The 22,556-nt window shown below is 55.3% G+C and carries 24 protein-coding genes, 1 tRNA gene and 1 pseudogene; 13 read left to right on the top strand and 13 right to left on the bottom strand.

Features of this window, described 5'->3' with window-relative positions; translation table 11 throughout:
- Window positions 1-77: 77 nt before the first annotated feature.
- The 6 genes from soxA to ABVT35_RS06585 all read right to left on the bottom strand — a co-directional run bounded on the left by soxA (window position 78) and on the right by ABVT35_RS06585 (window position 3,791).
- Window positions 78-935 (bottom strand): sulfur oxidation c-type cytochrome SoxA, encoded by an 858-nt coding sequence (gene soxA / locus ABVT35_RS06610; protein ID WP_368465486.1) that lies wholly within the window; start codon window positions 933-935, stop codon window positions 78-80.
- Between the two features lie 64 nt (window positions 936-999).
- Window positions 1,000-1,326 (bottom strand): thiosulfate oxidation carrier complex protein SoxZ, encoded by a 327-nt coding sequence (gene soxZ / locus ABVT35_RS06605; protein ID WP_368465485.1) that lies wholly within the window; start codon window positions 1,324-1,326, stop codon window positions 1,000-1,002.
- Between the two features lie 20 nt (window positions 1,327-1,346).
- Window positions 1,347-1,802 (bottom strand): thiosulfate oxidation carrier protein SoxY, encoded by a 456-nt coding sequence (soxY, locus tag ABVT35_RS06600; protein WP_368465484.1) that lies wholly within the window; start codon window positions 1,800-1,802, stop codon window positions 1,347-1,349.
- A gap of 22 nt (window positions 1,803-1,824) precedes the next feature.
- Complete coding sequence (soxX, locus tag ABVT35_RS06595) at window positions 1,825-2,286, bottom strand: sulfur oxidation c-type cytochrome SoxX (protein WP_368465483.1); 462 nt, start codon at window positions 2,284-2,286, stop codon at window positions 1,825-1,827.
- A gap of 171 nt (window positions 2,287-2,457) precedes the next feature.
- Window positions 2,458-3,006, bottom strand: a complete 549-nt coding sequence (locus tag ABVT35_RS06590) for a thioredoxin family protein (protein WP_368466288.1) — start codon at window positions 3,004-3,006, stop codon at window positions 2,458-2,460.
- Window positions 3,007-3,056: 50 nt separating this feature from the next.
- Complete coding sequence (locus tag ABVT35_RS06585) at window positions 3,057-3,791, bottom strand: cytochrome c biogenesis CcdA family protein (protein WP_368465482.1); 735 nt, start codon at window positions 3,789-3,791, stop codon at window positions 3,057-3,059.
- A 93-nt stretch (window positions 3,792-3,884) separates the two neighbouring features.
- Here ABVT35_RS06585 and ABVT35_RS06580 point away from each other — a divergent pair, with 93 nt between their 5' ends.
- The 3 genes from ABVT35_RS06580 (at window position 3,885) to ABVT35_RS06570 (ending at window position 5,869) form a co-directional block, all read left to right on the top strand.
- Window positions 3,885-4,265, top strand: a complete 381-nt coding sequence (locus ABVT35_RS06580) for a transcriptional regulator (protein WP_368465481.1) — start codon at window positions 3,885-3,887, stop codon at window positions 4,263-4,265.
- 92 nt (window positions 4,266-4,357) lie between these two features.
- Window positions 4,358-4,696, top strand: coding sequence for an ArsR/SmtB family transcription factor (locus ABVT35_RS06575; RefSeq protein ID WP_368465480.1), 339 nt, complete (start codon window positions 4,358-4,360; stop codon window positions 4,694-4,696).
- A gap of 138 nt (window positions 4,697-4,834) precedes the next feature.
- Window positions 4,835-5,869: a YeeE/YedE family protein gene (locus tag ABVT35_RS06570; RefSeq protein WP_368465479.1), complete on the top strand. Its 1,035-nt coding sequence runs from the start codon at window positions 4,835-4,837 to the stop codon at window positions 5,867-5,869.
- A gap of 4 nt (window positions 5,870-5,873) precedes the next feature.
- On the opposite strand, the gene ABVT35_RS06565 is transcribed toward ABVT35_RS06570, so the two are convergent.
- Window positions 5,874-6,827 carry an MBL fold metallo-hydrolase gene (locus ABVT35_RS06565; protein ID WP_368465478.1) on the bottom strand — a complete coding sequence of 318 codons (954 nt, stop codon included), beginning with the start codon at window positions 6,825-6,827 and terminating at the stop codon, window positions 5,874-5,876.
- Between the two features lie 406 nt (window positions 6,828-7,233).
- Between ABVT35_RS06565 and ABVT35_RS06560 the strand changes: the two genes are divergently transcribed.
- The 5 genes and pseudogenes from ABVT35_RS06560 to ABVT35_RS06540 all read left to right on the top strand — a co-directional run.
- Window positions 7,234-7,662, top strand: a complete 429-nt coding sequence (locus tag ABVT35_RS06560) for a YeeE/YedE family protein (RefSeq protein WP_368465477.1) — start codon at window positions 7,234-7,236, stop codon at window positions 7,660-7,662.
- Window positions 7,663-7,665: 3 nt separating this feature from the next.
- Entirely contained in the window at window positions 7,666-8,100 is a 435-nt protein-coding gene (locus ABVT35_RS06555) for a DUF6691 family protein (RefSeq protein WP_368465476.1), read from the top strand.
- Window positions 8,101-8,158: 58 nt separating this feature from the next.
- Window positions 8,159-9,040, top strand: a complete 882-nt coding sequence (locus ABVT35_RS06550; RefSeq protein ID WP_368465475.1) for an MBL fold metallo-hydrolase — start codon at window positions 8,159-8,161, stop codon at window positions 9,038-9,040.
- Between the two features lie 68 nt (window positions 9,041-9,108).
- Entirely contained in the window at window positions 9,109-10,779 is a 1,671-nt protein-coding gene (locus ABVT35_RS06545) for a TIGR01244 family sulfur transferase (RefSeq protein WP_368465474.1), read from the top strand.
- Between the two features lie 88 nt (window positions 10,780-10,867).
- A pseudogene (locus ABVT35_RS06540) lies at window positions 10,868-12,583 on the top strand (SulP family inorganic anion transporter); the annotation flags it as partial.
- A 44-nt stretch (window positions 12,584-12,627) separates the two neighbouring features.
- Here the strand turns inward: ABVT35_RS06540 and ABVT35_RS06535 are convergent.
- Window positions 12,628-12,717: transfer RNA gene (locus ABVT35_RS06535), tRNA-Ser, on the bottom strand.
- Between the two features lie 782 nt (window positions 12,718-13,499).
- On the opposite strand from ABVT35_RS06535, the gene ABVT35_RS06530 reads away from it, so the two are divergent.
- Entirely contained in the window at window positions 13,500-14,615 is a 1,116-nt protein-coding gene (locus ABVT35_RS06530; protein ID WP_368465473.1) for a porin, read from the top strand.
- Window positions 14,616-14,743: 128 nt separating this feature from the next.
- Here ABVT35_RS06530 and ABVT35_RS06525 read toward each other — a convergent pair whose 3' ends face one another.
- The 3 genes from ABVT35_RS06525 to ABVT35_RS06515 all read right to left on the bottom strand — a co-directional run bounded on the left by ABVT35_RS06525 (window position 14,744) and on the right by ABVT35_RS06515 (window position 17,325).
- Window positions 14,744-15,613 (bottom strand): tyrosine-type recombinase/integrase, encoded by an 870-nt coding sequence (locus tag ABVT35_RS06525; protein ID WP_368465472.1) that lies wholly within the window; start codon window positions 15,611-15,613, stop codon window positions 14,744-14,746.
- A 176-nt stretch (window positions 15,614-15,789) separates the two neighbouring features.
- On the bottom strand, window positions 15,790-16,899 hold the full coding sequence (locus ABVT35_RS06520; RefSeq protein WP_368465471.1) for a porin: 1,110 nt from the start codon (window positions 16,897-16,899) through the stop codon (window positions 15,790-15,792).
- A 159-nt stretch (window positions 16,900-17,058) separates the two neighbouring features.
- Window positions 17,059-17,325, bottom strand: a complete 267-nt coding sequence (locus ABVT35_RS06515; RefSeq protein WP_368465470.1) for a sel1 repeat family protein — start codon at window positions 17,323-17,325, stop codon at window positions 17,059-17,061.
- Window positions 17,326-17,734: 409 nt separating this feature from the next.
- Between ABVT35_RS06515 and ABVT35_RS06510 the strand changes: the two genes are divergently transcribed.
- Window positions 17,735-18,082 carry a DUF2147 domain-containing protein gene (locus tag ABVT35_RS06510; RefSeq protein WP_368465469.1) on the top strand — a complete coding sequence of 116 codons (348 nt, stop codon included), beginning with the start codon at window positions 17,735-17,737 and terminating at the stop codon, window positions 18,080-18,082.
- A gap of 124 nt (window positions 18,083-18,206) precedes the next feature.
- Here ABVT35_RS06510 and ABVT35_RS06505 read toward each other — a convergent pair whose 3' ends face one another.
- Window positions 18,207-18,914, bottom strand: coding sequence for a glutathione S-transferase N-terminal domain-containing protein (locus ABVT35_RS06505; RefSeq protein ID WP_368465468.1), 708 nt, complete (start codon window positions 18,912-18,914; stop codon window positions 18,207-18,209).
- 241 nt (window positions 18,915-19,155) lie between these two features.
- Between ABVT35_RS06505 and ABVT35_RS06500 the strand changes: the two genes are divergently transcribed.
- The 3 genes from ABVT35_RS06500 to ABVT35_RS06490 all read left to right on the top strand — a co-directional run bounded on the left by ABVT35_RS06500 (window position 19,156) and on the right by ABVT35_RS06490 (window position 21,126).
- The gene (locus ABVT35_RS06500; protein ID WP_368465467.1) at window positions 19,156-19,335 is read left to right on the top strand and encodes a hypothetical protein; all 180 of its coding nucleotides are present in this window, start codon (window positions 19,156-19,158) and stop codon (window positions 19,333-19,335) included.
- Between the two features lie 16 nt (window positions 19,336-19,351).
- Window positions 19,352-19,522 (top strand): hypothetical protein, encoded by a 171-nt coding sequence (locus ABVT35_RS06495; protein ID WP_368465466.1) that lies wholly within the window; start codon window positions 19,352-19,354, stop codon window positions 19,520-19,522.
- Between the two features lie 98 nt (window positions 19,523-19,620).
- Window positions 19,621-21,126, top strand: coding sequence for an AMP nucleosidase (locus ABVT35_RS06490; protein WP_368465465.1), 1,506 nt, complete (start codon window positions 19,621-19,623; stop codon window positions 21,124-21,126).
- 32 nt (window positions 21,127-21,158) lie between these two features.
- On the opposite strand, the gene ABVT35_RS06485 is transcribed toward ABVT35_RS06490, so the two are convergent.
- Window positions 21,159-22,412 (bottom strand): MFS transporter, encoded by a 1,254-nt coding sequence (locus ABVT35_RS06485; protein ID WP_368465464.1) that lies wholly within the window; start codon window positions 22,410-22,412, stop codon window positions 21,159-21,161.
- Window positions 22,413-22,556: the final 144 nt, after the last annotated feature.

Here is a 22,556-nt window from a genome sequence, read left to right as displayed (position 1 = left end):
GTGAAAACCACCAATAATTCCCGAATTTGGATATAAAAAGGGCGGCGTTTGCCTTCAAACGCCGCCCCCATGATGGATCAGTTGCGTACAGCGGGTGTCTCGACTGCAAGTCCTTCGCCGCGCGAGGCAACGTAAAGCTCAAGAGCGATGAACTCGTCGGAGCCACGTTTGTAAGGTGTCGCCCGGATGTTCTGCATACAGCCCTTGAAACGACGATGGATGGATCCAAGGCCCGCCCATTTCAGCCGGTAGACCGGGAAGCCGTTGGTCTGGCCCTGGCTCAGATGGTCGGCGCGGATCATGTTTCCGTAGTTGTCCTCATGGCAGTTTGCGCAGGACATATCGAGCTGGCCTACGCGGGTATAATAAAGCTCCTTGCCTTTTTCATACCATGGGGTCATCTCGCCATCGGTTTGCACCTTGACCGGCGCGCCCCTGGACTGCAGGCCGATCAGCGCCGTCATGTTGAGCATTTCCTTGGCTTCCCATTTCCATGGGTCTGCCTGCATGCGTTCGGTGCGGCACTCGTTGATGATGTGCTCCAGCGTCTCGGGCTTGCCGGTGCTGGCATTCCATCGTGGCAGTGCGGCACGCAGACCTTCGAATTCCTCAGGACCGCCCTCGTGACAGGATGCGCAGGACTTGCCCGCGGCCCCTTCCACGGTCTCGAACTGATCCAACGCCTGATCCACAGCGACGAATGCGGGATTTTCAAAGTCATCCATCTGCAGCGCCTGCGTCTCATCGCTGCGGAAACGCCAGCCGGAATAGACCTCGGTTAGCGGACCATCATCCTTGCCTTCTACGAATGTGGTGATTTTCTCACCTTCGATTGACAGTTCGTCTTCGTCAGGTCCAGCCTGAGCGGATGCCGTGATTGCCATGGATGCAGCGACCACGCTACAGACCAACACGCCCTTGTTTATCAGTTTCATTTTTATCCCTCCCGCCGAAGCACCTCACTGCATCCGGCAATTCAATAATTCCGAACGAAAGCGGTCAGTTTACTTTTATTGCTTTTTCCGTTTCGTAGACGCTGCCGTCGTCATCCGTCCAAACGAACTTGAACGTGCCGGGTTCATCCACCTTGGCTGAGAACTCGAAATAGGGATTGGCGGATATGGCCGGGTCGATGTCGCAGGAAAAAACAGGCTCGCCGTTAAAGAAGCATTCGAACTTGTTGATGATCTGCCGCGGGATGACCTCTCCCTTTTTGTCCTTGCGCTGACCGGATTCCATCTTGTGACTGATAAGGGTCTTGATGGTGATGACGTCGCCAGCGGAGGCTTTCTTGGGGACTTTTACGCGTGGTTTTGCTGATGCCATTTTCTTTTCCTCTAAAGCCGTTAACCGCCGCAACCGCCGATGGTCACCTTGACCTCGCGCTTGTCGATGTAAACTTTTCCGGTGCTCGTCTTGGCAACGGCCACAACGTTTTGCGTCTTGGCAAGCCGCATGCGGGTCGTCGCGGCAGCTTCACCGCTGCGCGGCGTGAAATTGAACGTCACAACTTCCGGGTTGGGATTGCCTTCGGCAAAAATCGCTACCGATTCCACATAGTCATCCTTGGTCATCGGGCTGTCGACGCTCACGGAAACGGGAACCGTATTGCCGTTTTCCGCAATTTCCGGCGCCTTCAGCGTGATGACGCCGGCTTCGGGTTGGGCACCACCGGAAAACGCCATGACGGCGGCATCCGTTTCGCCTGCCCCTGCCATTGCCGGAGCAGTGCGTGCGCCTGCAATCATCAGTGCAATCGCACCGGCCGAGAACGACATCGTTTCTCGTCTGGTCAGCTTCATACTTGATCTCCTTTTGCCGCAGCTATTCTTTAAGGGTCCGCAGATAGGCAATGACGTCCTCAACCTGCTCGGCCGTCAGGATCGTCTTGCCCTGGAACTTCTCCGCGGTCCGCACTCCGTTCTTCAACCGATAGAAGGACGGCATGATGGTTTCGTCACCAAAAACAACTTTCGAATTGATCATGATCGCCCGAAGTTCAGGCTCTTCCCAGCGATCCGCCACGCCATCGAGGGGCGGTCCGACCTCACCGTGGAACAGCTGCTCGTTCAGATCCGCATTGATGTGACAAGCAAGGCAGTTGCCCAGCTTGCGGTTGGCGAATATCTCCCGGCCTTTAGCCGGATCGCCGGCAGTTCCGGTGAGCGAAACAGCAACGACATCGTCCTTGAAAACAACATCATCGGGGTTAACCGATCCCGCAAATGCAAATGTGGGCAATGCAGTAATCAGCAACGCTCGTGATAGAATTGATCTTACAGACATGCTGTCGGTCTCCTCCCCCAATTGCGAATCAACGCATTTGTTCGTTTTTGTTGTTTGGATAAAAAGAACCTGCCTCCAACAGTTTCCAATACCCTAGAATCTTCCTAAACAATATCGGGCGAACAATCAATCCATAAATATGATTTTTTGAATGTTTCGTGTGAATCAAGACTATTCAGCGCCTAGCCGGCCGGCTTTTCGAAGCTCGTCAATGATGCGCGCGTGGTATTTCTGGAAGTGCTCTTCGCCCGCGTAGCCCTTTTCATTGACCCAACGGAACATATTCAAAAATGTCCACTTGCCAAATGCTCCAGGCATCTTGGCGACGGCGACTTCAGCGGCATTGCCTTCGGCCGGAGCCTCGTCGGGCAAGAACAGAATCGTCGGTGTGAAGACAACGCCCCATTTGCGCGCGGCTGTCTTTTCAGTCAGCACCTCGCCGTCGATATCGGTTACTTCCTCGTCGCCGAACATGTTGAACTGAACGACGTTGAAATTGGCTTTGATATAGTCGGCGACTTCGGGATCGCTCAGCAGTTCCTCGTGCATTTTGGCGCAATAGATGCAGCCGCGCTGTTCGAACACAATCGCAAGCCGCTTGCCGCTCTCACGCGCCGTTTCGATGTCCTCGCCGACGTCCTTGAAGGTAATTGAGAACCAGTCCTGCTTGTGCAGACCGTCCTCGCCCACCGAGGCCGCCGAAACCGGCATAGCGAGCATCAGGCTGATAAATATAGAAACAATGAATTTATAAAACACGGGGTTACCTCCTATCCGATATTGGCAAAGCCCGGAAACGTCTCAAGCAGCCATTGGGCGATGATCTGCATCTGACCGGTGATGAACAGGATGCCGGTCACGACCAGCAACCCGCCCATTGAGATTTCGATTTTGTGCATATGGCGCTTGAACCGGTTCGCCCAGCCTATGAACCGGCCCGCGAAGGCGCCTGCCAGGATGAACGGTATTCCGATGCCAAGCGAATACGTCGCCAGCAGTCCGGCACCACGGAAAATCGTATCCTCGGCACCGGCGACAAAGAGAATTGCGGCGAGCACCGGTCCGACGCAGGGCGTCCATCCGAAGGCAAATGCAAGGCCCATGACATACGCGCCAATGAGCCCGGCAGGCTTGCGCTGCACATCAACCCGCGCTTCGCGATACAACAGGCCGATGCGGAAAACGCCGAGGAAATGAAGACCCATTATGATGATCAGGATGCCGGCCATTATCGAGAGTGTGTCAAAATACCGCGCCAGAGACTGCCCTATGACGCTGGCCGTCGCGCCGAGTGCCACGAACACGGTTGTAAAGCCGGCAACAAACAGAACGGAAGACAACATGATGCGCCTGGCGGTGTCACGCTCGAGGCTCTCATCGCTCAGTTCCTGGAAGCTGATTCCGGCAAGATAGGCAAGATACGGGGGCACGATCGGCAGCACGCATGGCGAGACAAACGACAAGAGCCCTGCGACAAAAGCCGCGCCAAATCCTACATCCAACACTCTTTATTTCCTCGCCTTGAAAACCACCCATTCGGATTGTGAACAGGTTTCTGTTTAAATATGCAGTTTTTCGTATATATTGCAAACACGCTAATGAAAAAGCCGGGTCACATGCCGAAAAAAGCCCTTTCATACATCGGTTTCGCGACCGTTTATCTTTTTTCCTTCATGCCATCGGCGTGGAGCGCCGAACTGCTCATGCTTGAGCAGGACGGGTGTGTTTGGTGCGAGCGCTGGGATGAGGAAATCGGCGATATCTATCCAAAGACCGACGAATCCAAACTGGCGCCCTTGCGCCGCGTCGACATTGACGAGAAGTGGCCGGACGATTTGCAATTTGTCGCGCGCGAGGCTTTCACACCGACATTTGTACTGATCAACGACGGCGAGGAGATCGGCCGGATGCGTGGCTACGCAGGCGATGAATTCTTCTGGGTTCTGTTGGCGGAAATGCTGGAGAAACTGCCGCAATGACAATTCAGCCGCCTTCGGTCGACCGACTGGATAAAATATATCCAATGATATATATGTTGCGTTCAATTCGCGGCAACGAAACGGACACGGACATGTCACTTCCGAAACTGAAACCGGACATGGATGAAAATGACATGAAGGCACTGCTCGAGCAGGCGCGCAAGGCCAGCGAGCTCTTGAAAGCGCTTTCGCACGAGACACGCCTTCTCATATTGTGCATCCTGTCGGAGGGCGAGAAATCGGTCTCCGATCTCGAAGACATATTGTCCATGCCTCAGGCAACCGTTTCACAGCAGCTTGCACGCCTTCGCTTCGATCGCCTGGTAACGGCACGTCGTGACGGGCGTATGATATTTTACAGCATAGCAGACCAGGAAGTGTCTTCAGTTGTGGAGACGCTCTACGAACTGTTCTGCAAACCGGTGCGATAGCCCGAACCGATACCCGGCTATTTGAGGCCGGCTCAATAGACGGTTTGACGGTACTTGCACGGGGTCTGGGAGGAGCAACTGTTCGGTATCGATAACCCCTGGGGTCTGTCTGTGGCCGGCCTTATTGTCGGATGTGTGATGGGCTATGTCGCACGCCGCAATCACTTCTGCACCATGTCGTCGCTCGAACGGCACTGGTACGCCGGTGACAGTACCGGTATTCGATCATGGGTGCTTGCGGCCGCGGTGGCCCTTATCGTGACACAGGCCATGATCCGTATGAGTTGGCTGGACGTTACCGAGAGTGTCTATCTATCAGAACCCCTTCCCATAGCCGGAAGCATTATCGGCGGGCTGATGTTCGGCTTCGGCATGGCACTTGTCGGCACCTGCGGCTTCGGCGCGCTCATCCGTCTGGGTGGTGGAAGCCTGAGAGCTTTCGTGGTACTCGGTGCCATGGCCGTGTCGGCGCTCGCTGCAAGCCGCGGCATTATCGGGCATATCCGTGAGGCGGCTTTCGATCCGTTGTCCATCGATCTGGCCTCCGCCGGCGGCCAATCGATTGGCGCATTGGCAACAGCACTCACCGGCGTGGACTTGAACCTTGCCATTGCGATTGTCATCGGCGCAGCACTTTTGTTCTGGTCCTTGAAGGATGCATCTTTCAGGGAGGATCACGGCAAGGTGTTTGCCGGATTGGTGATCGGTCTTTGTATTGCGGCAGGCTGGTTTATTACAGCGTCGTTCAGCGAAACACTGTTCGAACCGGTGCAAATGGAAGCCGGCTCATTCGTCGCGCCGCTGTCCGACACTATGATGCAGATTGTCACCGTGACACGGGAGCTTCCCGACTATGGTGTGGGGCTCGTCGTCGGCGTTCTGGCGGGCGCAGCGTTTGCAGCCTGGCGCGCTGATGATGTGCGCTGGGAAGCGTGCGATGACGCACGCGAACTCGGCCGCCACCTGCTTGGTGCATTTCTCATGGGTACAGGCGGCATATTCGCGCTCGGATGTACAATCGGTCAGGGCGTCAGCGCCGTGTCGGTTATGGCAATCTCGGCACCCATTGTCATGGTAAGCATCGTCATCGGTGCGCGTATCGGCCTTGGCGTCATTGTTGAGGGCTCGGCATTCGGCTTCCTGTTCGGCCATCGCAGCAGCCCCGCGGAATAGGCCCCTACCCGGCTATGAACCGGTAGCCGGCGCCGTTCGTTTCGACAGTTCCAATTCCGGATTCAGGCAGATGGAAGCCGACGACCTGCGCTTTGTCTGAGGCCAACCGGTCCAGAAGGCGTCGACGTGTTTCGATGCCCTTTTGTGCGTCCTGGTCCGAACCGCTCGCCCAGCCAGGCCGTTCGAAGGAGATGAGATTGGCTACAGCATCGCCCAGGATCATTACGCTATTCGAACCGTCGTGGGCCGCAAACGAGGTGTGTCCAGGCGTGTGGCCAGCGGTGTCGACCGCCTCGACACCGGGCACGACTTCCGCGCCGTATTCGAACAGCTCAATCTGGTCTTCAAGCACCACCATCCGGTTTTGGGCACCAATAACGAACGTCTTGCGCGCATCGGGCGTCTTTTCGAGCGTGTCGTCGGCACGCCAGTAATCCCACTCGGTACGGTTCATGTGGTACCGCGCTTCGGGAAATGCGAGTTCATCGAAATCGTCGAGCAAACCCCAAATATGATCGGGATGGGCGTGCGTGAAAACAACGTCGGTTACATCTTCGGGTGCAATACCCGCCTCCTCCAGGCTGGCCGGAAGCCGGCCGGCGCTCGGCATGAAATTCGATCCTGCACCGACATCGAAAAGAACAAGCCGCTCGCCGTCTCGCAGAACGGTGACATTGCATTCCGGCTCAAGCCGGGTCGCATCATAGCCGTTCGATTTCAACAGGGCCTGCAGTTCGTCCTGCGGCACGTCCCGAAAGATGAAGTCCATCGGCAGAACCAGGTTGCCGTCACTCAGCGACGAAACCGTTTTGGATCCAATTTCAATTGCCGGCGGTTGCGATGCCCTCGCCCTGATTGGCCATAGCGCCCCGGCGCTGAGCAGGGCCGCGCTGCCCAAAAGAAAGCTGCGCCGTTCGATGCGTGGTTTGTTGAAATTGCGCGTATTTGTTCCGGTCATGCCTGTTCCTTGATGAATGCAAGCAGGACAACATTCGCTGCTTTCAGTTTAACTCAATTATACATTCATATATTCATATGTTTTAGACCATGCAGCATGGCGACGCGGGCGTCAAGACACCGATGCTGAAGGCATGTGTCTTTTGTGAAAAAGGGCTTCGCATCTCCATATCGTATTTTTTGAATGTTTTTATGTTCTAATTATTGAATATTAGAGATTACGCATATATATGCGTTGAAACCGAATAAACAATCTGGAGGGTACTGATGATCAAATCTGCCAATATCGGCGCTGTCGACCGCTTCTTACGCCAGGTGATGGGAGCGTTGCTTGCCGCATCCCCACCGCACTCCTCCTTTGCCCGCTCAATCGCCTCATCGGGGCAAGCACCTGCGAGGTCAGATAAATGACCACGGAATTCACGCCTTACCTGTCGCTGGCCGGCGGCATTCTCATCGGCATTTCAGCCACATTGCTCATGGCATTCCATGGCCGAATAGCCGGCATGACAGGCATTCTCGCCGGTGTGCTGCCGCCTGTTTCACCTGATTGGGCCTGGCGTGTGGCATTTCTTGCCGGCTCCATCCTGGCGCCGATGTTTTATTTGATGGCCGGCGGGTCCATCGCATTTTCGGTTCCGGTTTCCGCAACGGCGTTAACGGTTGGCGGCCTTATCGTCGGCGTTGGAGTTACTTTCGGCTCCGGCTGCACCAGCGGCCACGGCGTGTGCGGAATGGCCCGCTTTTCGGTGCGCTCAATCGTCGCGACAGCCGTCTTCATGGCATCGACCGCGGCAACGGTTTTCGTTGTCCGGCACATCGTAGGAGGCATCTGACAAATGCGCATGTTATCCGCACTTCTAATCGGAATGATATTCGGCATCGGAATTGCCCTTTCAGGCATGGCCAACCCCGCCAAGGTTCTCAACTTCTTCGACTTTGCCGGGACCTGGGACCCGAGTCTCATCTTCGTGATGGGCGGCGCTCTGGTCACAACCGCGATCGGCTACCGTTTCGTTTTCGGCCTAAGGGGCAGACCCTTGCTTGAGCCGAATTTCGTTGTACCGATCAGCAAGGTCGTTGACCGGCGGCTTGTCCTCGGATCCGCATTGTTCGGCCTCGGTTGGGGCATTTCGGGCTTCTGCCCCGGCGGAGCCGTACCGGCCCTTGGACTCGGCTACAACGACACGTTTTTGTTTATGGGCGCGATGATCGCCGGAATCGTTCTGGCACGCTCTGCCAACAGCCTGGTTCTCAAAACCGCCAGCGCATAGCGCGGCACATGCACGCAGCCACGCGAACTGGCTGCAGATTGTAAAAGAGGAAAAAGCTATGTCTTATCAGGTCAATATGTCTGTTAAACCGGAAGTCAAAGCCTTCTTTGATCCCGCTACCAACACAATCAGCTACGTGGTCAAGGATCCTGCCAGCCGCGCCTGCGCGGTCGTCGATTCCGTGATGGATATCGATTATGCAGCCGGACGCATAACCTATGACAATGCCGACGAGATCATTGCCTACATTCGTGAAAACGATCTCCAGCTGGAGTGGATCATCGAGACTCATGTCCACGCCGATCACCTGTCCGCCGCTCCCTATATTCAGGATAAGTTAGGCGGCAAGATCGGCATCGGCGATCAGATCATGGTCGTCCAGGATACATTCGGCAAAGTATTCAACGAGGGCACGGAATTTCAGCGCGACGGCTCTCAGTTTGATGCCCTGTTCAGGGACGGAGATTCCTATGACATCGGTACGATGCGCGCGCTTGCCTTGTACACGCCCGGTCACACGCCTGCCTGCATGACGCATGTAATTGGCGATGCGGCCTTTGTCGGCGACACGCTGTTCATGCCCGATGGCGGATCGGCCCGAGCCGATTTTCCCGGTGGTGATGCGGCAACGCTGTATGAGTCAATCCAGAAGATTCTCACTCTGCCCGACGAAATGCGTCTCTTCATGTGCCACGATTACGGTCCCGACGGGCGCGAAATCCAATGGGAAACAACAGTCGGCGAAGAAAGAGAAAACAATATCCATGTCGGCGGCGGCAAATCGCAGGAAGAATTCGTCCGTTTCCGTACCGAGCGGGATGCGACTCTCGATGTGCCCAAGCTCATCATCCCATCGCTGCAAGTCAATATGCGGGCCGGTGAGGTGCCGACCGACGAAGATGGCCGACCGATGCTGAAGGTACCCGTCAACGCACTTTAATGCATTTGCTCGGGCCGCACCGGCTGCGGCCCGACAATTGTTCCGCGCCCTGACACAGGACACAGACAATGAACATAAAGCACATCAACAACACGCTGGCCGTCAGCCCGCAGATCATGCCGGCGGACATGGATGCGATCGCCGAACAGGGATTCCGCTCGATCATCTGCAACAGGCCGGACGGAGAAGGCGCCGACCAGCCGGCATTTTCGGAAATCAGCGAAGCGGCGAAAAAAGCCGGCATCGAGTGCTCCTACATTCCGGTCCTGTCCGGCAAGGTAAGGGATGATGATGCGGCCGATTTTGGCGCCGCTCTTGAAAGGCTGCCAAAGCCGACGCTTGCCTATTGCCGCAGCGGAACCCGCTCGGCGACGCTCTGGTCGCTGAGCCAGGGCGCAATCGGCACTCCCCTTCCCTCAATTATGGAGGCCACAAGGAAAGCCGGCTACAATATGTCCGGTGTCGTGCGGCGCATCGCCAATGGCGGAAAGACCCCGTCGGACGTGGCTGACGCCGCCCACGACATTGTCATCATCGGTGGCGGCGCTGCCGGAATTTCGGTTGCTTCAAGCCTGCGTGCCCGCGCACCGGATCTGGACATTGCGATAATAGATCCGGCAGATATTCACTATTATCAACCCGGATGGACGATGGTTGGCGGCGGCATTTTCAATGCGCCGACGACCGCCAAGACGATGGCTTCGCTGATCCCTCAGGGCGTGCATTGGATCAAGGCCGCCGCCTCTGCCTTTGAGCCGGATAACAATGCGGTCATTCTCGATGGCTGCCATGTCGTCAAATACAAACACCTGATCGTTGCACCCGGCCTCAAACTCGACTGGAACGGGATTGAAGGCCTCGTCGAGACTGTTGGCAAGAACGGCGTAACATCGAATTATCGTTACGACCTTGCGCCCTATACGTGGCAACTCGTCAATTCGCTGAAGTCAGGACGGGCCATCTTCACGCAACCGCCAATGCCGATCAAATGCGCAGGCGCGCCACAAAAGGCACTCTATCTTTCCGCCGATCACTGGCAGCGCGCCGGAATTCTTGAAAATATCGATATTGAATTTTACAACGCCGGCGAAGTTCTTTTCGGGGTCAAGGAATATGTTCCCGCACTGATGAAATACATCGACCGGTACGGCGCAAACCTGAAGTTCGGTCACAGGCTGATACGCGTTGACGGCCCGGCAAAGAAAGCCTGGTTCGAGACCAAAGATGCCGAAGGCAACAGCTGCGAAGTGGAATCGGGCTTCGATATGATCCATGTCGTGCCACCGCAAACAGCGCCGGATTTCATCCGCGTCAGCCCGCTGGCAGATGCGGCAGGCTGGGTCGATGTCGACCAGAATACCCTTCAGCACAAGAAATTTGAAAACATCTGGTCGCTAGGCGATGTGATGAACGCTCCTAACGCCAAGACGGCGGCAGCGGCCCGCAAGCAGGCACCCACCGTGGCGAACAATGTTTTGGCTGACATGGGGCGCGTCAGATCGATTGCTCACTATGACGGCTACGGTTCCTGCCCGCTCACGGTTGAGCGCGGCAAGATCGTGCTTGCCGAGTTTGGCTATGGCGGCAAGCTGCTGCCGAGCATGCCCGGCTGGCTGATCAATGGTCAAAAGCCGACACGCGCGGCCTGGTTCCTGAAGGAAAAAATCCTTCCGCCGATCTACTGGAAGGCCATGCTGCGCGGCAAGGAGTGGCTGGCAAAACCTGAAAAGGTCGGCTGAACGGTCCGACGAAACAGCAAACTGTTGTTCCGCTCGCCGGTGTTTTTGCCGGCGCACGCGGCGCATTTCCCAACTCCTGGAAAGATAAATGGCGAATAACGGCGCTTCCCGGATTCTGCAATACGTCCCGCTCCTGGATTGGGGACGCACCTACGATCGCAACGCGCTGGCGAACGATCTGGTCGCGGCGGTGGTCGTAACGATCATGCTCATTCCCCAATCGCTCGCCTATGCCCTGCTCGCCGGCCTGCCCGCCGAGATGGGCATTTACGCGTCCATTGCTCCGATCTTGCTCTATGCGCTGTTTGGCACAAGCCGGGCCCTTGCTGTAGGACCGGTTGCCGTTGTGTCGCTGATGACTGCTGCTGCAATCGGGTCGATCGCTGAACCGGGGTCAGCGCAATATGTCGCCGCCGCCCTTACCCTCGCTTTCCTCTCGGGGGCTTTCCTGCTGTTGCTCGGCATTTTCCGGCTCGGATTTCTGGCAAATTTCCTGTCGCACCCGGTAATATCCGGCTTTATCACCGCTTCGGGGGTCATCATCGCCGCAAGCCAGATCAAACACATTCTGGGAATAGATGCCTCCGGTCACAACCTCTTTGAGCTCGTTGTCTCGATCGTCGAACACATGCCTGAGGCAAACTGGTTCACTGTTGCAATTGGTGTGTCGGCGACGGTGTTTCTGTTCTGGGTCCGCAAGGGTTTAAAACCTCTCTTACGGCGGATCGGCCTTGGCCCGCGCCTCGCCGACATCGCTGCAAAGGCGGGGCCTGTGGCCGCCGTCGGCCTGACTACACTGGCCGTCTGGGCCTTCGGTCTTGCTGATCGCGGCGTCAAAACCGTGGGCGACGTTCCGCAAAGCCTGCCGCCGCTGACCCTTCCCTCCTTTTCCTTTGAGATGTGGAGCGATCTTGCCGGCGCGGCCATTCTGATTTCCGTGATCGGTTTCGTTGAGTCGGTTTCAGTGGCACAAACACTAGCCGCCAAACGGCGCCAGCGTATCGATCCTGATCAGGAACTGATCGGTCTCGGCGCTGCCAATATCGGTGCGGCCTTCACCGGTGGCTATCCGGTCACCGGCGGCTTTTCCCGATCCGTCGTCAACTTCGATGCCGGCGCCGATACGCCGGCGGCCGGCGCATACACGGCCGTCGGTCTTGCCCTTGCCGCCCTCTTCCTTACGCCGCTCATATTCTTCCTGCCCAAGGCAACGCTTGGCGCCACCATCATCGTGGCCGTTCTTTCTCTCGTCGATTTTTCAATCCTGCGTAAAGCCTGGACCTATTCCAAAGCCGACTTCGCAGCCGTTTGCGCTACCATCCTCATCACGCTCGGCCTCGGTGTCGAGCTTGGCGTGACCGCGGGCGTGCTGATCTCCATCCTTGTCCATCTCTACAAGACGTCGCGGCCGCACATGGCGATCGTCGGACAGGTTCCGGGCACAGAGCACTATCGCAATGTCCTTCGCCACGAGGTCATCACCGACGACCGCGTACTGACGGTCCGCATCGACGAGAGCCTCTATTTTGCCAATGCCCGTTATCTTGAGGACCGGATTTATGATCTCGTCGCCCAGCAGCCGGGTCTGGAACATGTCGTATTGATGTGCCCCGCGGTCAACGCCATCGACATGAGTGCGCTCGAATCGCTGGAGGCCATCAACGAGCGGCTCGACAACCTGGGCGTCATCTTTCACCTGAGTGAGATCAAGGGCCCGGTCATGGACAGGCTCGAACGCGCAGATTTCCTCAGCCATCTGACCGGCCGCGTGTTCCTGAGCCAGCATCAGGCCATGTGCGCATTGGCAGCGGAGAAGCTGCTTGATCGGGGAGAACGTCCGGATAATCGTGGCGGAGAGGAAGGGATTCGAACCCTCGATACCATCTCTGGTATACTCCCTTAGCAGGGGAGCGCCTTCGACCACTCGGCCACCTCTCCGGTAAAGCTGGAATTAGCGGTAGTTCCATTGCAGTGCAAGGACTTTTCGAATGAGCGCCCGCTTTTTTTGTCGTGGGATTCGCGCAGCCCGATCTGACCGGTGTATTTGCGCTTGAGTGTCCGGCGAACACGTTGACGCGAATACCGCAATACAGTCAACCTATGGAATGCGATGCCAGTACACGCGGCTCATATGCCCCGGGTTTGGTTCGTAGATATGTAATCTAAGTCGTCCTCTCACATTCCCTCAGCCGCGGGCCGCCGAGAAAGCGGAAGCGGATGCACCCTGGAGATGCGAGGCCGGCGCAAAAGAACCGCAAAGATGATTCCAGCGGCCAGATATAAAACAAGCTTCGATACAGACAATGGCATCGAAAGAGCGCCGGCAGAACCGAGTGGTATTCTTTTCGACGAGGCGCAGGATTCTACCTGCGCGGAATCAGAATCAACTGTGCATAATTTGTGCGCCGGAGGCACTGAATTCACCCGTGAAAGCTACAAGTTTTCGTCCGGAAACCAGTCAAATTATTAACGCTTGTAAAGGGTTTGGGCAGTTCCGTGAGTGAAAACGTGTCTTTTGTGCAACAGCCACCCCCCATCGTCCCCCGGACACCCTGTTGAAACCAAAATCCTCATTGCTTCGAGAATCACGTTCGTTATCTTCACTCTCGGAAGAGGGACGGATTGGCGTTTATCTTCTTTTTAGTTGGGGATGGGACAGGGAACGCTGCCTCGCAGCCAATCGCCCAGACCATTTAAAGAAATTGACTGGAGGTCAGAAAATGAAAATCAAGAGCCTTCTTCTCGGCTCCGCTGCGGCAATGTTCGCAGTCTCCGGTGCATCTGCAGCTGACGCTATCATTGCTGCCGAGCCGGAGCCCGTTGAATATGTTCGCGTCTGTGACGCGTTCGGCAACGGTTACTTCTACATCCCGGGCACCGAAACCTGCCTGAAAATCAGCGGTTTTGTTCGTATGGACGTTGGCTTCGCTAGCTTCGGCGCCAATTCAGATACGTACACAACCAATGTTCGTGCCCGTTTGAACGTCCAGGCCCGCGAAAGCACCGAATTAGGCGATCTGCATGCCTATATTCGTGTTCAGGGTGATGGTGGTCCTAACAATGCTGGAACCAACACTTTTGGATATGACGCGAACGCTGTTATCGACCAGGCCTACGCAGAACTTGGCGGCCTTGTCTTCGGTTACACAGAAAATACCTTTGTCACGTCCAAAAACGGTGGCGCATCCGGTTTCGGTTCGCACTCCGATAACGGTCTTGCATACGGCTACTCGCAGGCTAACCAGATCGGTTACAACTTCACCGGTGGCAACTGGTTTGCAAACATTGCCGTAAACGACGATGGTGATACCGCGACCTATATGCCAGACGTTACCGGCCGTATCGGCGGTGTCTTCGGTGGCATGACCATCTACGCAGCAGCCGGTTATGACCAGTCCGCTGAAAACTTCGGCGTCAAGCTCGGCCTCAACACCGACATCGGTGCAGCCGGCAACCTGATCGTTCAGGGTTTCTATGCTGACGGTCCGACCCGTTACGGTGCTAACGCCCGGCCTACGTTTGCAGGTCTTACTGTTTGGACACCTGAATGGTCAGTTCTTGCATCGTATCAGCATCAGTTTGCTCCGAACTTCAAAGGTTCGGTCGGTGGTCAGTATTCCTATGACTACTACGCAGCAGGTGTTACCGGCAATGCTCCGCTTGGAAGCGCAAGCTCTGGTACCGACTCCTGGGCAGTTGAAGGCGTGTTGGTCTGGTATCCGGTCGACAACTTCGAAGTGCGCGGTGAAGTACGCTACACCACCTTCACTGGCGGTGGTGCACTTGCCAACAACGACAACACGACGGGCCTGTTCCGTCTGCAGCGCAACTTCTAAGTTCTACCTAGAAGCTTCGTAATTGGAAGAGCCCGGCAGCTTTGCTGCCGGGCTCTTTTTTGATTTCTAAAGTACCTACTACAATGGTACTGAATTTTGACTGTATTGATCACGAATAGTCATATATTTCAGTGAATTAGTTTGTTCAGTGCTTCCGCGCAGACATCGAGATGCTTGGGTGACAGATGCGCATAACGCAACGTCATACTCAGTGTCCGGTGACCCAGAAACTCCTGAATACGCTTGATGTCGACGCCAGATTGCGCCAACCGTGATGCACAGGTGTGGCGCAGGATATGTGGAACAACTTGCTGGTCATCGCGCATGGCGGTTTGCTCTTTTGCCAGGTTCCAGGCATTGCGGAATTTCGCATATGAAACAGTGCTGAACGGGCCCGGCTTATACCCGCAAATTACTCGTTGTTCTTTGATTACCTTTTTTGCGCGGTTGCTCATAGGAATGGTCCGCGGACGATAGGACTTCGTTTCCCAGAAGGTGACATAGTTTTCGTCGATGTCACCCCAATTAAGCTTCAACGCCTCGCCAATGCGGGCACCGGTTTCAACCAGAAACCGGCTCAATTGGATGTAATGATTGTCGATCTTTCCCAATAGGTTGAAGAGCTCGGTCTCTTCTTCTCGTGTTAAAAAGCGGATTCTGGCGTTTCGCTCTGGCAGTTTTTTGAATTCCGGCAAATGAGCCAGGCCGCCGTTTCTATGATGCCTGCGCAGAATTTTGGAGAGGCTCGCAAATTTTCGATTTATCGTGGAATTTCGATTTCCCTTTTTGCGAAAATGGATCGTCAGTTCATCTAACAACACATTGTCAAACTTTTTGTAACCGCTGAAAAGCATGAATCGGTGAATTTCATCGATATACGCACGGCATGCTTCTTTGTGCTTGCTGTCTTCCCACAACAGGTCGCTATAGCGTTCCCAGAGGTCTAAGAGGGTACTTGTATCTTCATGTGGCATCATATTCTCAAAAACCAGTAGCATTTTACTAAAATTTTCATCGCCAAATGATTGAGCTATACGATTGCGTTTGTTTCACATTGGTAAACATGTTTATTTTTTTATAGACAGCACTAAACGCCCGGCAGTACGAACTGCCAGGCGTCGACTGGTTTTAACAAGTGGTAGCCGTTTAAACGGCTACCGATCTTCAGCTCAACTTAGAAGTTGCGCTGAAGACGGAACAGGCCCGTCGTTGCGTCGCCGCCGCCATAGGCTGCTCCAGCCAGAGTTCCGCTGGAGAAATCGGTGTAGCGAATTTCACCGCGTACTTCGAGGTTGTCGACCGGGTACCAGACGAGAACACCTTCAATCGCCCAGGAATCAACGCCAGAGCTGGCGCTTGCAATCGGAGCAGTGCCGGCAAGGGCAGCGTTGTAGTAGTCATAGGAGTACTGACCACCGATCGAACCCTTGAAGTTTGGTGCGAACTGGTGCTGGTATGAAGCCAGAACCGACCACTCAGGTGTGTGGGTTGTGGCCGCACCAACAGGCCCAGCATTTGCACCCCAGCGGGTCGGACCATCAGCGTAGAAACCCTGAACGATCAGGTTGCCGGCTGCACCGATGTCGGTATTGAGGCCGAGCTTGACGCCGAAGTTTTCAGCGGACTGGTCGTAACCACCTGCCGCGTAGATGGTCATGCCACCGAAGACACCGCCAACACGGCCGGTGATGTCAGGCATGTAGGTTGCGGTATCGCCATCATCGTTGGCTGTGATCGATGCAAACCAGTTACCACCGGTGAGGTTGTAACCGATCTGGTTGGCCTGTGAGTAACCGTATGCAAGGCCGCTGCTGGAGTGTGTACCGAAACCGGATTTGCCACCGTTTTTGGAGCTTACCCAGGTCGTTTCCGTGTAGCCGAAGATCAGACCGCCCAGTTCAGCATAAGCCTGGTCGATAACAGCGCCACCATCATACGAGCTTTTGTCGTTAAGATCGGGGCTGTTATCGCCCTCAATACGAACGTAGGCATGCAGATCACCATACTCGGTGCTTTCGCGGGCTTGGATGTTCAAACGGCCACGAGTGTTTGTCGAGTAGCTGTCTTTGTTGCTGTTGAATTTGATATCAAACCGGACAAAACCGCTGAGCTTCAAGCAGGTTTCGGTGCCCGGGATGTAGAAGTAACCGTTGCCGAACGCGTCACAAACGCGAACATATTCAACGGGCTCCGGCTCGGCAGCAATAATTGCGTCAGCTGCAGATGCACCGGAGACTGCGAACATTGCCGCAGCGGAGCCGAGAAGAAGGCTCTTGATTTTCATTTTCTGACCTCCAGTCATATTACCGGAGATCATCAACCGCGGATCGTGACTTCAGCCGAGTTCAGAGGCGTTCACACAACGCCGAGATCAGGCGAATTCACGATGTCGGATATGGGCGTGCCCTTGCGGCACGCGTGCCAAAACCCAAAGACCGGATGGTCAGTGCATGGTCATCCATTCACGTGCAGAGCGAAGCGCTTCAGCGAGATCCGTCTTGCTCATGCTCAAGGCAAGATCGGCCCGCAGCTCGGCCGCCCTTTGCGATCCCTTGATCGCTGCAATGTTCAGCCATTTGTGTGCTGCGACGAAATCCAGCGGACAATCGCGTCCGGCCGCATACATCAGGCCCATTTCACAAAATGTATCCGCTTCAGCTTCGCCGCCCATAGTCGCCAATTGCTGATCCAGTATTTCAAAGCGTGCCATTTCAAGTCCCCGTCTCAAATGTTGATCTAACCCTGTCAAGCTTCCAAGAGCTTATGCATGTCGCCGGTTTGCCGGCTTCGTTTTGACAGGTGGAGTTTGCCTTGGGCGGCTGAATCCGGCGTTAAATGGCATGCTTAATTTCAAGCAAATAAAGTTCAAATGATTGGTAAATTTGAACTTTTGTTAAACATCGAATATCCCGCCAATCTGGGATTTATGTGCAATTTGACTAAAATTTTACGGATTCAAATTCAACCAATTGATAACCACGGCGACCGATGACCAAATCATTTTTTCTGTGACTTGGCCTTAAAAAAGTGCCGGTTGACTGTAATTACGGGTAGTTTCTATTGACGTATACGTAAAGCTTGTTTTGCTCAGATGCACGCAACATATTGCTGGAGGAACCATGTTCAAAAAAATTGCCGCAACCGCCTTTGTGCTGACCGTATTGGGCAGCACCGCAATGTCAGCCGACCCGATTGTCGGTAACTGGCGCACGCAGTCGGGCGAGACTGCAGCGATAGCTCCGTGTGGCGGCGGTAACTTCTGCGTCAAGCTGAAAACCGGCAGCCATGCCGGCACCACCATAGGAAAGCTTGCGAATACGGGCGGCCGCTACAAGGGCAAGATTACAGATCCGGCCACGGACAAGACATACACCGGTAAGGCAAGCATCTCAGGGTCCACTATGAAGATGAGCGGATGTGTGTTTGGCGGACTTATCTGCCAGTCTCAAACCTGGAACAAAAAATAGCGCCGGGGTGGCATGCGACGGTCACCGATGCAACAGGCAAATACCAGCCGCCTATCCGAACGGAACCAGAAGCTAAGCAGCCCGTTCTACGGGCCGCCTGATTGATATTCCGGACAGCGACCGTTCAGCGAGCGCGCTGACCGAACAACACCTTTTGTGCCTCCTTGTCATCGGCGATATTGTGCTTGGCGCGCTCTTCCTTGCCCACCTCGAGACTTCTTTGAACCGCGGGTTTGGCCATCATCACGTCAAACCAGCGCTTGAGATGCAGAAAGTCATCCAGGGATTGCCCCTGCCTTTCGAAGGGAATGACCCATCCGATACAGGCCATATCGGCAATCGAATAGTCGCCCGCCAGATACTCATACTCCGCAAGACGTCTGTTCATGACCCCGTAAAGGCGGTTGACCTCATTGGTGTAGCGGTCAATGGCGTAGGCTACCTCTTCTGGTGCATATTGGCGGAAATGATGCGCTTGGCCGGCCATTGGGCCGAGACCGCCCATCTGCCAGAACAGCCACTCGTCGGCAGCGACACGCGCACGTTCATCCGTCGGGTAGAATTTCCCGAATTTGCGGCCGAGATATTGAAGTATGGCTCCGGATTCAAACACCGAAATCGGTTCGCCATCCGGCCCTTCCGGATCAACGATGGCCGGCATGCGGTTATTGGGAGCGATCTTTAAAAATTCCGGCTCGAATTGCTCTCCCCGGCCAATATTCACAAATTTGACTTCGTAAGGAACACCCAGTTCCTCCAGCATAATCGTTATTTTCCAGCCATTGGGTGTAGGCCAGTAGTAAAGCTCTATTGGCGAATTCTGCACTGCCATATTCCGTCTCCGATTTCTGTCTGCATCAGACATAGGGCAGCGCGTCGCCGAAATGAACGGTGTAGCGCATATTTCGTTGTTCGGACAAATGTTTACGCAGATGCTGCCTGCCGTCCGCTCAGGCAGTTCATCTTTGTGAACGGTTGATGAACGTGCTCCTCAGCATCGGTTCAGTGCCGATGGATCATGATCGCCTCATACAAATTCAACGGCGCAAGCCTGACGACAAGAGGACCGCAACATGATCGCAATTCTTACACGCCGCTTCATTCTGATCAGCCTGATCTTCGCGTTGATTGCCGGCGCTGTAGCCTTTGCGGTCGGACGACAGGACCGGCACAGCCGCTCCTGGGTCGCGGGTCAGCCAATTCCCTGCGTCAGCATTGACAATGCAGCCTGCGCCGCACCTCGCAACTATTGAGACTTGGAGCAGAACAATGTTCGCCAACACCACAGAATTTCTGACCACCATGCTGCGGATCGGGCTCGTCAGCACACTGTTTATCGCCCCGGTGGCCGGTTTTGCCGCCAACCAGATCGGCTCGGAACGGGCCGGTATGAAGGGTGCCGGTTTCGTTCTTTACGTCAGCCTGCAGCGCAATCGCTGAAATTTTGCCCTTCCAGGATCTTAACCGCGTCCTGTAAAATCAACCGGGATAGCAGCCATGGTCGTTTTCATGTCACACCGGGGTGACTATATTAGAGCATGGACACACGAATCAGATCACACAATCAGTCCGCGGTCGTGACACCGCCGGCAGTCGAAGAAAAATCATTTTCAAGCGCGAAAAGCGCGGTCAAAGCACTGCAAGATCTTTATCGGCGCAATACATCCTTTCTTCAGGAGCGTTTTCAGGCATTTGGAGACGGTCAGATAAAAGAGGGCAATCGCTGCCGGGCCTACTACCCGCAGGTACGGGTTTCCACCTCCAGTTTCTCGCATGTTGACAGCCGCCTGTCCTATGGCCATGTCACAGCGCCAGGCACCTATACGGCAACCATAACCCGTCCGGACCTTTTCCAGTCCTATCTTGAACAACAGCTGGAACTGTTGATTAAAAACCACGATGTCGAGGTCATCGTCGAGGAATCGGACACGCCCATTCCGCTGCACTTTGCGCTCGGGGACGGCGCCGACGTTGATGCTTCATTTGCAAACAAGATCACCGAACCGCTGCGCGATATATTCGATGCGCCGGATCTGAATATTACCGACGACATGATCGTCAACGGTACTTACGATACCGATTCAGACGCCCCCCTGCCCCTGGCGGCCTTCACAGCACAGCGTGTCGACTACTCGCTGGCAAGGCTTTCGCACTACACCGCGACCCGCGCCGATCATTTCCAGAACTTCGTGCTGTTCACGAACTACCAGTTCTATGTCGAGGAGTTCTGCGCTTTTGCAAAGACACTCATGGCGGATGGCGGAGGCGGCTATGAAGCGTTTGTCGAACCCGGCAATGCCATAACCTATGCCGGTGAAATCGCGCCGCGTCCGGATGTCGGACCGGCCAGGATGCCGCAAATGCCCGCCTATCATCTCAAACGGCCGAACCATACGGGCATTACGATGATCAATATCGGCGTCGGCCCGTCCAACGCCAAGACGATTACCGACCACGTGGCGGTGCTCAGGCCACATTCCTGGCTGATGCTCGGCCATTGCGCCGGCCTTCGAAACAGCCAGCAGCTAGGGGACTATGTGCTAGCCCACGCCTATGTGCGCGAAGACCATGTGCTGGACGACGACCTGCCTGTCTGGGTGCCCTTGCCGGCGCTCGCAGAAGTGCAGGTTGCCATGCAGGAAGCGGTTGCCGAAGTGACCGGGCTCGACGGATACGACCTCAAGCGGATCATGCGTACTGGCACCGTCGCGACGATCGACAATCGCAACTGGGAGCTGCGCGATCAAAGCGGCCCGGTGCACCGCCTTTCACAGTCGCGTGCGATTGCGCTGGATATGGAGTCAGCAACCATTGCAGCCAACGGATTCCGCTTCCGCGTTCCCTATGGCACGCTTCTTTGCGTTTCTGACAAACCGCTGCACGGCGAGCTGAAACTACCCGGAATGGCGACGGATTTTTATCGAACGCAGGTCAACCAGCATCTCAAGATCGGCATCCTTGCCCTCGAGAAGCTGGCGGCGATGCCGCCTGAGCGGCTCCATTCACGAAAACTGCGCAGCTTCTTCGAACCGGCTTTCCAGTAGGTCGGCACCGCTATTCTTAAGGTCAATTGGACCTAAGCCGGCTGATTTTTCGGATCGAGTTTGGTGACCAACCCGGAACGCCAGACGGTGGCGATCAGCGCAAGGGCGACGGCAAACGCACCTATTCCGATTAAAAAAGGCAGATTAGGGTTGGCAGCCATAGTCACGCCGCCAACAAGGGAGATCGAACCCGAACCGAGCGTGAACAATGCAATTGCCACGCCCATTACCCAACCCTGCTCGGTGGCGTCCACCGTTTCTGAAAACATGAGCAGGAGAGTCGGATAGGTTATGGAAAATGCGCACAGTATTGGAATTACGAGCAGATAAGACAACGCCGGAAACGGATTGACGATGAACAGCGCCACAAACACTGTCATGATGGCGACCGTCACGGTTACGGTTCGTATTTGCGAATAGCGCGCCAGAACGGGGCCAATCAGCACTGTGCTTCCAAAGGCCATGGCACCACCGGCGACGACCAGAATTGCGCTCGATGAGAAGGTCCCGAAACTGAATCGGGTCGCAACGTAATCATCGAGGAAAATGAAAAAACAATTGAGTCCTAGTACCGCGAAAAAGAAAACGCACCCCACCCGCGCCACGATCGGATGTTTTGCCACCCGCAAGAGCGTCAGAAACACCTCCGACAGTCCGAAATCGATCCTGCGTCGCTGTTTGAGCGTTTCAGTAAAGTAGAACTGTATCAGCAGGATATTTATGAGAACGACTACCGCTGCAAAATAGGCCGGAAGCTCCAGCGATGCAAAGTCGCCAAGCACGACCTCGCTCCCAAGCAGGCCGACGATGATCGGCCCCCCCATCAGGCCTGCTGCCGCCGCGGCGGCCATTTGGCCCATGTAGCGCGTCTTTTCCTCGGGGCCATTCGCCATATCCACGATGGCAGCCTGCGCGATCGGCTGGTTGCCGGCCGTAAATCCCGCCACGAGCCGGCCGATGACCAGAAGTAAGAAACTCGAAGTCATCAGGGACAGGATGGTCAGCAAATATCCCGCCAGAGTTCCCGTCAGGCAAATCAGAATGCCGTATTTGCGGCCGATATAGTCTGACAGCTTGGAAATAAAGGCAGCGCCGAAGAACCAGGCACCGAAGAAGAGGCCGATCACGATGCCGTAGCGGACTTCCCTGGAAGCCTCGGACATAGAATGGGGCAGAAAATCGCGGTTCGTGTCAAACAGGATCGATGAGATCAGCGGATACATCAATCCCTGGCCCATGATGTCAATAAAGACGACCATCAACAGTGCGAAGCGTGAAATACTCATGCAGCTCTCCGATTCGGCATGCCCTGCCACTGGTCGTCAAAACAGTTTGCGGTTCACATTGCGAGCGCAATAGTTCGTGTCCTGGTAGCGCCACTCCAAAAATACACGTAAATGAGTCAGTCGCGTTTCAAATCACATATTCGG

This window comes from Hoeflea sp. TYP-13, assembly GCF_040932035.1.
Classification (GTDB): domain Bacteria; phylum Pseudomonadota; class Alphaproteobacteria; order Rhizobiales; family Rhizobiaceae; genus Hoeflea_A.
The sequence above is the reverse complement of the archived record's forward strand: the minus strand, read 5'-3'. Positions and strand labels throughout refer to the sequence as shown.